7 protein-coding genes are annotated in these 8,181 nt (G+C 68.0%); 2 read left to right on the top strand and 5 right to left on the bottom strand.

Going from position 1 to position 8,181, the window contains the following annotated elements; all coding sequences use genetic code 11:
* The 3 genes from waaF to Q0S71_RS26645 form a co-directional block, all read right to left on the bottom strand.
* Nucleotides 1-540, bottom strand: a 540-nt coding sequence (gene waaF / locus Q0S71_RS26655) for a lipopolysaccharide heptosyltransferase II (protein ID WP_296002577.1), incomplete at its 3' end; no start/stop codon positions are given.
* Nucleotides 541-542: 2 nt separating this feature from the next.
* Nucleotides 543-2,288, bottom strand: a complete 1,746-nt coding sequence (gene msbA / locus Q0S71_RS26650; RefSeq protein WP_296002576.1) for a lipid A export permease/ATP-binding protein MsbA — start codon at nt 2,286-2,288, stop codon at nt 543-545.
* Nucleotides 2,278-3,534 carry an O-antigen ligase gene (locus tag Q0S71_RS26645; RefSeq protein ID WP_296002574.1) on the bottom strand — a complete coding sequence of 419 codons (1,257 nt, stop codon included), beginning with the start codon at nt 3,532-3,534 and terminating at the stop codon, nt 2,278-2,280. The genes msbA and Q0S71_RS26645 overlap by 11 nt, the downstream gene beginning before the upstream one ends.
* 52 nt (nt 3,535-3,586) lie before the next feature.
* Here Q0S71_RS26645 and Q0S71_RS26640 point away from each other — a divergent pair, with 52 nt between their 5' ends.
* Nucleotides 3,587-4,405 (top strand): glycosyltransferase family 2 protein, encoded by an 819-nt coding sequence (locus tag Q0S71_RS26640; protein ID WP_296002571.1) that lies wholly within the window; start codon nt 3,587-3,589, stop codon nt 4,403-4,405.
* Between the two features lie 21 nt (nt 4,406-4,426).
* On the opposite strand, the gene Q0S71_RS26635 is transcribed toward Q0S71_RS26640, so the two are convergent.
* Complete coding sequence (locus Q0S71_RS26635) at nt 4,427-5,038, bottom strand: response regulator (protein ID WP_296002568.1); 612 nt, start codon at nt 5,036-5,038, stop codon at nt 4,427-4,429.
* 40 nt (nt 5,039-5,078) lie between these two features.
* The gene (locus tag Q0S71_RS26630; protein WP_296002564.1) at nt 5,079-6,674 is read right to left on the bottom strand and encodes an ATP-binding protein; all 1,596 of its coding nucleotides are present in this window, start codon (nt 6,672-6,674) and stop codon (nt 5,079-5,081) included.
* 445 nt (nt 6,675-7,119) lie between these two features.
* Between Q0S71_RS26630 and Q0S71_RS26625 the strand changes: the two genes are divergently transcribed.
* Nucleotides 7,120-8,130: a VirK/YbjX family protein gene (locus tag Q0S71_RS26625; RefSeq protein WP_296002562.1), complete on the top strand. Its 1,011-nt coding sequence runs from the start codon at nt 7,120-7,122 to the stop codon at nt 8,128-8,130.
* Nucleotides 8,131-8,181: the final 51 nt, after the last annotated feature.

The raw sequence follows: 8,181 nt of genomic DNA, 5'->3' as shown, positions 1-8,181 counted from the left end.
GATCTGCGCGGCGCTCACGGCGAGCGCGGGCCGCGGCAGGGCCGCGCCGGTCAGCAGCGGCGCGTCCGGCGCCCGCGCCAGCGCCGCGTAGAAGGCTACCATCGGCCGTGGCGGCACGTCGTCGTGGTGCATCACGTTGATGAGCCCATAGCGGCTTTCGCCCTTGTAGCCGACGCGCCGCGCGATCCCGGCCAGCCACGGGATCAGCGCGAACTTCAGGGTGTTGGGCAGCACGTAGGCGGCGGCGTAGCCGCGCCGGCGCAGCTGGCGCGCAAACTGCCAGCGCTGCTTCAGTTGCAGCGCGCCGTGGCGGAACGGCGTTTCCAGCACCTCGTCGACTTCGGCCATCTGGCGCCAGGCCGGCGCCACCGACGGCGGCGCCAGCACGTCGATGGCGCGCCCGGGATGGGCCGCGCGCAGCTGCCGCAGCAGCGGCTGCGCCATCACGGCGTCGCCTATCCAGTTCGGCGAAATCACCAGCGTGCGCAAGGAAGCCTGATCGCCGTTGGCTTCCTGGCCGGCGCCGCGCGGGCCGGCCAGGCTCACGCGGCCTCCTTGGCGAACTGCAGGTGGTAGAGATTGGCGTACATGCCGTTCAGCGCCAGCAGCTCTTCATGCTTGCCCACTTCGATGATGCGGCCGTGGTCCATCACGGCGATGCGGTCGGCGCCTTCGATGGTCGACAGGCGGTGCGCGATGACGAGCGTGGTGCGGCCGGCCATCAGCGTGTCGAGCGCGGCCTGCACGGCGCGTTCCGATTCGTTGTCGAGCGCCGACGTGGCCTCGTCCAGAATCAGGATGGGCGCGTCCTTGTAGATGGCGCGCGCGATCGCCACGCGCTGGCGCTGGCCGCCGGACAGGCGGCTGCCGTTCTCGCCGATCAGCGTGTCGAGTCCCTGCGGCAGGCCGGCCACCACCTCCGACAGGTGGGCGGCCTTGACCGCCGCCGCCAGCCGCGCCGCGTCGACATGCTCGACGCCGTAGGCGATGTTGGCGCCCAGCGTGTCGTCGAACAGCACCACGTTCTGGCTCACCATGGCCATCTGCGCGCGCAGGCTGGCCAGCGTCAGCTCCTGGTAGGCGATGCCGTCGAGCGAAATGGTGCCGGCGTCGGGCGCGTAAAAGCGCGTGACCATGTTCACCATCGTCGACTTGCCGCCGCCGGATATGCCGACCAGCGCCACCGTCTCGCCGGGCTCGATGTCGAGCGTCACGCCTTGCAGCGCGCTGCGATGCGCCGGCTGGCCGTCGTGGGTCGGATAGGCGAAGGACACGTCGTCGAAACGCAGGTGGCCGCGCGCGCGCGCCAGCGTGCGGGTGCCGCTGTCGACTTCCTCCGGCGTGTCCATCATCGAGAACACGGTTTCGGCGGCGGCCAGGCCGCGCTGCCACGGGCCGTTCACCTCGGCCAGGCTTTTCAAAGGCGTCAGCAGCATCAGCATGCTGGTGATGAAGGCGGTGAAGGCGCCCACCGTCATCTGCTCGCGCAGCGCCATCACGATCACCACCGACACCGCCAGCGACGTCACGATCTGCGTCACCGGCGCGGTGGCGGCGAAGGCCACCGTCATGCGCTGCGAAAAGCCGCGCAGCGCTTCGCTGCGGATCTCGAAACGGCGGCGTTCATAACGCTCGCCGGAAAACACGCGTATCACCTGGTGGCCGCGCGCCGCCTCCTCCACCACCTGGCTCATCTCCGCCGTCACGCGCTGGTTTTCGCGGTTCAGATTGCGCAGGCGCTTGGTGGTGGTGCGCACGATGACGGCGGTGGTCGGCACGATCACCAGCGCCACCAGCGTCAAGCGCCAGTTCAGGTACATCAGATAGGCCAGCAGGCCGGCCACCACCAGCGAGTCGCGCACGACGGCGACGAAGACGGAATTAATCATGTCGACCACCTGGCGCACGTCGTTGATGATGGTGTTGATCATGCCGCCCGTGGTCTCCTGCTGGAAGCGCGCGACGGGCAGGCGCAGCAAGCGCTCGAACATGGCGCGGCGCAGGTCGTTGAGCACGCGCGTGAGCACCCAGTTGTTCAGGTAGGACGTGGAAAACGTGGTCAGGCCGCGCAGCGTGAAGATCGAAATCAAAATCAGCGGCACCAGCCACAGGCTGAAGCCCAGTTCGCGCTGGCCGAAGCCGTGTTCGAGCAGCAGCTTCAAGGCCTGGTTGAGCATGGGCGCGGTGGCGGCGGTGCCGGCCATGGTGAACAGCGACAGCAGCGCGCGCGCGCGGTAAGGCTTGACGACGCGCAGCAGGCGGCCGATCACCGCAGTATTATTTTCCATCTTGGTCTTTCACATTCAGGCACAGGCCCATAATCAAAAACAGCATCAGCGCGTAAAACATGGTGCTGCGCACCGAAAAGAAAATCACCTCGGTCAGGCCGAAGCTGAAGTAGCCCAGCACCAGCAAGGTGCCGGCCAGCGCCAGCGCCACCCGCGGCGCGCCGGCCGATTCGTGGGTCTTCAACATTTTGAGGAAGAACAGCAGCGGCATCAGCAGCGTGCCGGCCCACACCAGCAAGCCCGGTATGCCGCCGAACACCAGCTCCTGCAACACGTCGTTGTGGAAGTGCGGCATGACCAGGATGAAGGGGTCGAGCCGGCCGTCGGCCACCAGGCCGGCCATTTCGCCGCGCACCTGCGGCAGCGTGGCGCCGGACCACGGCCGCCGTTCGATCAGCGTGGCCGCGCCCTTCCATAATTCGAAGCGTATGCCCATGTGGGTGTAGGCGCTGCCGCCGCGGGCATAGGTTGCGATATCGTTGATGCCTTCCTGGACCCGGTTGCGCGCCCCCGTCTGCGGGATGAACCAGGTGCTCGCCAGCAGCGCCAGCACCACCAGCGCCGTGCCCTTGAACGATTTGCCGCGCATGAAGTGGCCGTATTTGAGGAACAGCACCAGCGCGAACAGGATGGCGATCCAGCCGCCGCGGGTGCCGGTGGCGATCGAGCCGATCACGCCGGCCAGCGCGCCCAGGCTGGGCCAGACCGCGCGCCAGCCCTTGAAATCGAGCACGCCGGCCAGCGACATCATGCCCATGCACAGCACGATGTCGCCGTAGGTGATGGAGTTGATCAAGCCGCCGGGCCGGTCCACGCCCATCACCCAGCGCTGGTAGACGATGAAGGTGGCGCCGGCCAGCGCGCCGGCGATCAGGCCGTACCACAGCGCCTTGCGGCTGGGACGGCAGGCCAGCACGGCCAGCATGACGGTGACGGCGGCCATTTCGCGGCTCGGTTTTTCCAGCGTGCGCAGCAGGTCGTGGCGCAGCACCATCTGCAACAGCGCGTAACCGAAGCTGAGGCCGAACGCGATCAGCACGCCGCGCAGCTCGCCCAGGTGGCGCTGCATGGCGGCCCAGCCGGCGTGGCGGTAAACGATGGCGGCGATCAAAAAGGCGAAACTGCAAAATCCCACGCCGAAATTGCTGATGAGCGCCAGGAAGGGCAGCAGGAAGACCAGGCAGTGGATCACGGCGCGGCCGGCGCCGGAAGCCTCGGCGCGGCGGGGGATTAAGGTATCATTCATTTCTTTTTTTGTGAGCTTCTCTTGCAAAATCAACACAGGTAGCATAGCCCTCATGCCACAAGCATCAAAAATTTCCGTCATTATCACCACCTACAACCGGCCCGACGCATTGACGGCGGTGGTAGAGGCCTGCTTTGCCCAGAGCGATCAGAATTTTGAAATCATTATCGCTGATGACGGCTCGGGCCACAACACGCGGGACTGCGTGGCCGCCCTGCAGGCGCGCGCGCCCATGCCGCTGCGCCACGTGTGGCAGGAAGACCTGGGCTTTCGCGCCGCCCGCGTGCGCAACCTCGGCACGCTGGCCGCGGACGGCGATTATATTCTCTTCCTCGACGGCGACTGCGTGCCGCAACGCGATTTCATCGCCCGCCACCGGCAACTGAGCCAGCGCGGCTACCTGGTGTCGGGCAGCCGCATCCTGCTCAGCGAGGCGCTGACGGCGCGCACGCTGGCCGAGCACATCGACTTGCAGCGGCTCGGCCTGGGCGACAAGCTGCGCCACCGTTTCAGCGGCGGCATCAACAAGGTGCTGCAACTGCTGCTGCGCTGGCCCGACGTGGCGCGCACCAGCAAGCGCTTCACGTGGCGCCGCATCAAGAGCTGCAACCTGGGCGTGTGGCGCAGCGATCTGGAACTGGTCAATGGTTTCGATGAAAGCTTTCTCGGTTGGGGGCATGAGGATTCCGATCTGGTGGTGCGCCTGTTCAATGCGGGGGTGATGCGCAAGGACGGCGCCTTCGCGACCGAAGTGTTCCACCTGTGGCACAGGGAAAACCAGCGCGACCAGGAGTCGAGCAACCGTCAGGTGGTGCTGCAACGGGCCGCCGACAAGACCACGCAGGCGACGCGGGGCTTGCGGCCGGCGTGAGCCGGGCGGCGGCCCACCAAGCTAGCCGTCCTGCTCCAGCATGCTGATCCGCACCAGGTCGGCCACGTTGTCGACGCTCAGCTTGCCCATCAGCCGCGCCTTGTGCACTTCCACCGTGCGCACCGAGATGCCCAGCGCCGGCGCGATCTCGCGGTTGTGGCGGCCCAGCACCACCAGTCCCATCACTTCCCGTTCGCGCGGCGTCAGCTCGCGCAGCAGTTCGACGCCGGCGGCGCGGCGCCGCACGTGCTGCCGCCGCGCCGCCTCATGCGCGTAGCCTTCGTCGATGGCGGCGATCAGCTTGGCGTCATCGAACGGTTTTTCCAGGAAATCGCTGGCGCGGGCCTTGAACGCGGCGCGCGCCAGCGTCACGTCGCCATGCCCGGTGACGATGACGATGGGGATCAGACAGCCCTGCTCCCCCAGCCGGCGCTGCAATTCCAGCCCGTCCATGCCGGACATGCGGATGTCGACCAGCAGGCAGCCGGCCCAGTCCGGCCGCCACGCCTGCAAAAACGCTTCGCCGCTGGCGAACACCGCCGTGCGGTAGCCGCGCACGCCCAGCAGCAGGCCCAGCGCGTCGCGCACCGCCGGGTCGTCGTCGACGATGTAGACCGTCAAGTTATCGCTCATCGTGCCCATCCATTGTTCATCCCGCACCTGGTTTCTTTCATCATAGCCCATGCGCCGCCGCGGGCAGCGCGGGCAGCGTCAGGCGGAAGATGCCGTGGCCGGCCACCTCGGCCCGCAACTGGCCGCCGTGCGCCTCGGCGATGGCGCGGCTGAGCACCAGTCCCAGGCCCATGCCGCTGGCCTTGGACGACACGAAGGGCTCGAACAGGCGCGCCGCCAGCGCCGCCGACACGCCGTCGCCGCTGTCTTCGACCGACAGCTGCAAGCGCTCGCCGTCCAGCCGCGCCAGCGCGATGCGGATGCGGCGCGCGCCGGCCGGCCGGGTCTTGACGGCGTCGAGCGCGTTGGCCAGCAGGTTGCGCAGCACCAGCTCGAGCTGCAAGCGGTCCGCGCTCAGCAGCAGCGCCGCCGCCGTTTCCCCGACGTCGACCGCCAGTTCGACGCCGTGCTCGCGCAGCGCGTCGAAAAACTGCTGGCTGATGAAGGACACCAGGGCCGCCGCGTCTACCGTTTCGAGCCGCATCGCGCCGGTGCGGAAAAAGTCGCGCAGGCGCCGCACCACGTCGGCCGCGCGGCCGGCCTCGACCACCATGCGGCCGATCGTGCCTTTCAGCAGGTCGGCGCGGTCGCCGTGCTCGATCAAATGTTCGCAGGCCTTGCCATAGGCCGCCAGCGCCGTCAGCGGCTGGTTCAATTCGTGCGCCAGCGCGGCCGCCATCTCGCCGGCGGCGGCCAGCCGCAGCGTGTGCTTCAAGTCGTCGGCGGCCTGGCGGCGTTCGTCGACCGCGATGCCGATAAAGAAGCCGACCAGCGCCATCACCGCGTCGAGCATCTGCAACTCGGCCACGGCGATGTTGGCCGCGCCGCTCCATTTGAGCAGCGCCACCACGGCCGCCTGCAGGGCGAACACGATCAGCGCCGCGCCGTACACGCCCTGACGCGAGGCGGCCCAGATCAGCGGCAAGAACAAAAAGTAAAAGTGCTTGAATTCGGCGCCGGCGATGAAGCCGAACACCAGCCACAGCACCGCCACCGACAGCGCCAGCACGGCCGGCGTTTCCCAGCGCAGCACGCGTTCGCGCAGGCGGGCGCGGCCGGGCGCGCTGGCCAGCATCCAGATCAGCGGCATCGACACCACCAGCCCGACCATGTCGCCGACGCCGAAGCGCCACACGGCCAGCGTCCACTCGGCCGGCAGCACCAGCCCGGCCGCCGCCAGCAGCGACACATAGCCGAGCGCGTTGACCACGGTGCCGCCGACGATGATGGCGACCCAGGCGAACAGGCCGTGGCTGTTGTCGAACATGTCGCAGCCGCTGAAGCGGCGCCGCAGCGCCTCGCCGATGGCGCCGTAGGCCAGCGTCAGCCACAGCGCGCCCAGCACAGTGACCGCCCAGCCGGCCGGCATGCCGCGCACCAGCACTTCGCCGGCCAGCAGCGCGACGAACCACGGCGCCGCCGCGCGCCGGCCGTAGCGCAGCCAGAACACCATGCCCAGCGCCGGATCGGGATTCCACGGCGTGATGTTCAGGCCGTGCAGCGGATCGAGGTAGGTGGCCCAGTCGAGCAGCAGGTAGAGCGCGATGAAGGCGAAGGCCGGCCCGCAAAGTAACGTATTGTCGCGTAATGTACGCATGTAAATTCGATCCGCTCCGGTGATGGCGCCTTATGCCAGCCATATTTCCCTATGGCATTAGTTAGAAGCACTAAGTGTTTCCCTTAGCGCGGCGCGAAAACCGCCGCCACAGCCCCGCGAACCGCCCCTTCCCCCTTAATACCGCTTACGGGTATCGCGTAAGTCCTTACCCGGATTTACAGCCCGGTGGACGGTCTATAAGATCGGCCGCATTGTAACGTATTGTTTCATTTCACTAGAACTTTCCATGATGATATTGTTCGCCAGCCAACTTCGCCACCCCCGCCGCAACACCGGCGCGTGGCCGGGTGGCCGGCGTTGCGCCCGTCATCGCGTGCCGCCAGTCCCCGCCCCGTCCGCCTGGCCGCGCCCTCCCTCCTGCGACATCCGCCCAGACGGCCCCGCCCCCGCCGTCGCGCAACGCAGCGTTTTATACTGATTCCAGATGACGCAGTCCATCACCCTTGCGACCTGCCTGGCGGGTACGCCCGGCGGCTTATCTTATTTGCGCGCGTCGATCAAGCTGCGCCTGCGCGCCTGGCGCCACCACGAGCAAACGCGCGACTGGATGGCGCTGCTCAATTCGCACGGCACGCTGCGCGAACTGGCCGCCACCTGCCCGCGCCTGATCCACAAGATTTACCGGCCCTACCTGAGCAGCCGCCTCAATTGCCAGCAGCGGCTGGGCGTGCTGATGACGCACTACCGCTTCGTGCTGCAACACGGGCTGGGCGCGGCCGTGTCGCAGGCGGCGCGCGCGCCGCTGGTGCTGGCGCGCTTCGCCGGCAAGTCCGAGGCCCCGTACACCATCGAGCTGCGCGCCATTTCGGCCATGGAGCGCGAGGGCGAGCTGGTGCTGCAACTGCGCCGCGCCGACGCGCTGGTCTATTCGCTGGCGTTCTCCTTCCTGGCCGATGGCCGCCAGGGCGCGCTGCGCAGTGTGGGCATAGGTTGCGTGCAAGGTCCGCAGGGCGAGCACGGCCTGGAGCTGATCCGCGAAGCGACGCGCGACCTGCACGGCATGCGGCCGAAAAACCTGATGGTGCGCCTGGTGCGCCAGCTCGGTTTCGAATACGGCTGCCAGCGCCTGATTTTGGTCGGCAACGACAACCGCGCCGTGCGCCAGTCGGTGCGCAAAGGCCTGGTGCTGGCCGATTACAACGCGCTGTGGCTGGAACTGGGCGCCACCGAGCGCGCCGACGGCGACTATCAGCTGGCGTGCGAAGCGCTGCTGCCGCCGGCGATGGAAGAGATACCGTCGAAGAAGCGCTCGGAAGCGCGCAAGCGCCACGAACTGCTCGTCGCCATCATCGCCGCCACCGGCGCCGGCCTGCGCGCGCCGGCGGCGATGGCCGCGCCGGCCGCGCCGCTGCTGTCGCTGGTGCCGACGCTGAGCAAGGCGCTGCCGGAACCGCAGCTTGCGCTCGACGTGGAATTCGACGCCGCCATCGCCTGACGGGGGCGATACTGTATCTGCCAACACAGCGGCCGCCGCGGCGGGCCGGCG

Origin of the sequence: Rugamonas sp. (assembly GCF_025354735.1) — a bacterium.
Lineage (GTDB): Bacteria > Pseudomonadota > Gammaproteobacteria > Burkholderiales > Burkholderiaceae_D > Rugamonas.
This window is presented reverse-complemented; position numbering and strand designations above follow the sequence as displayed.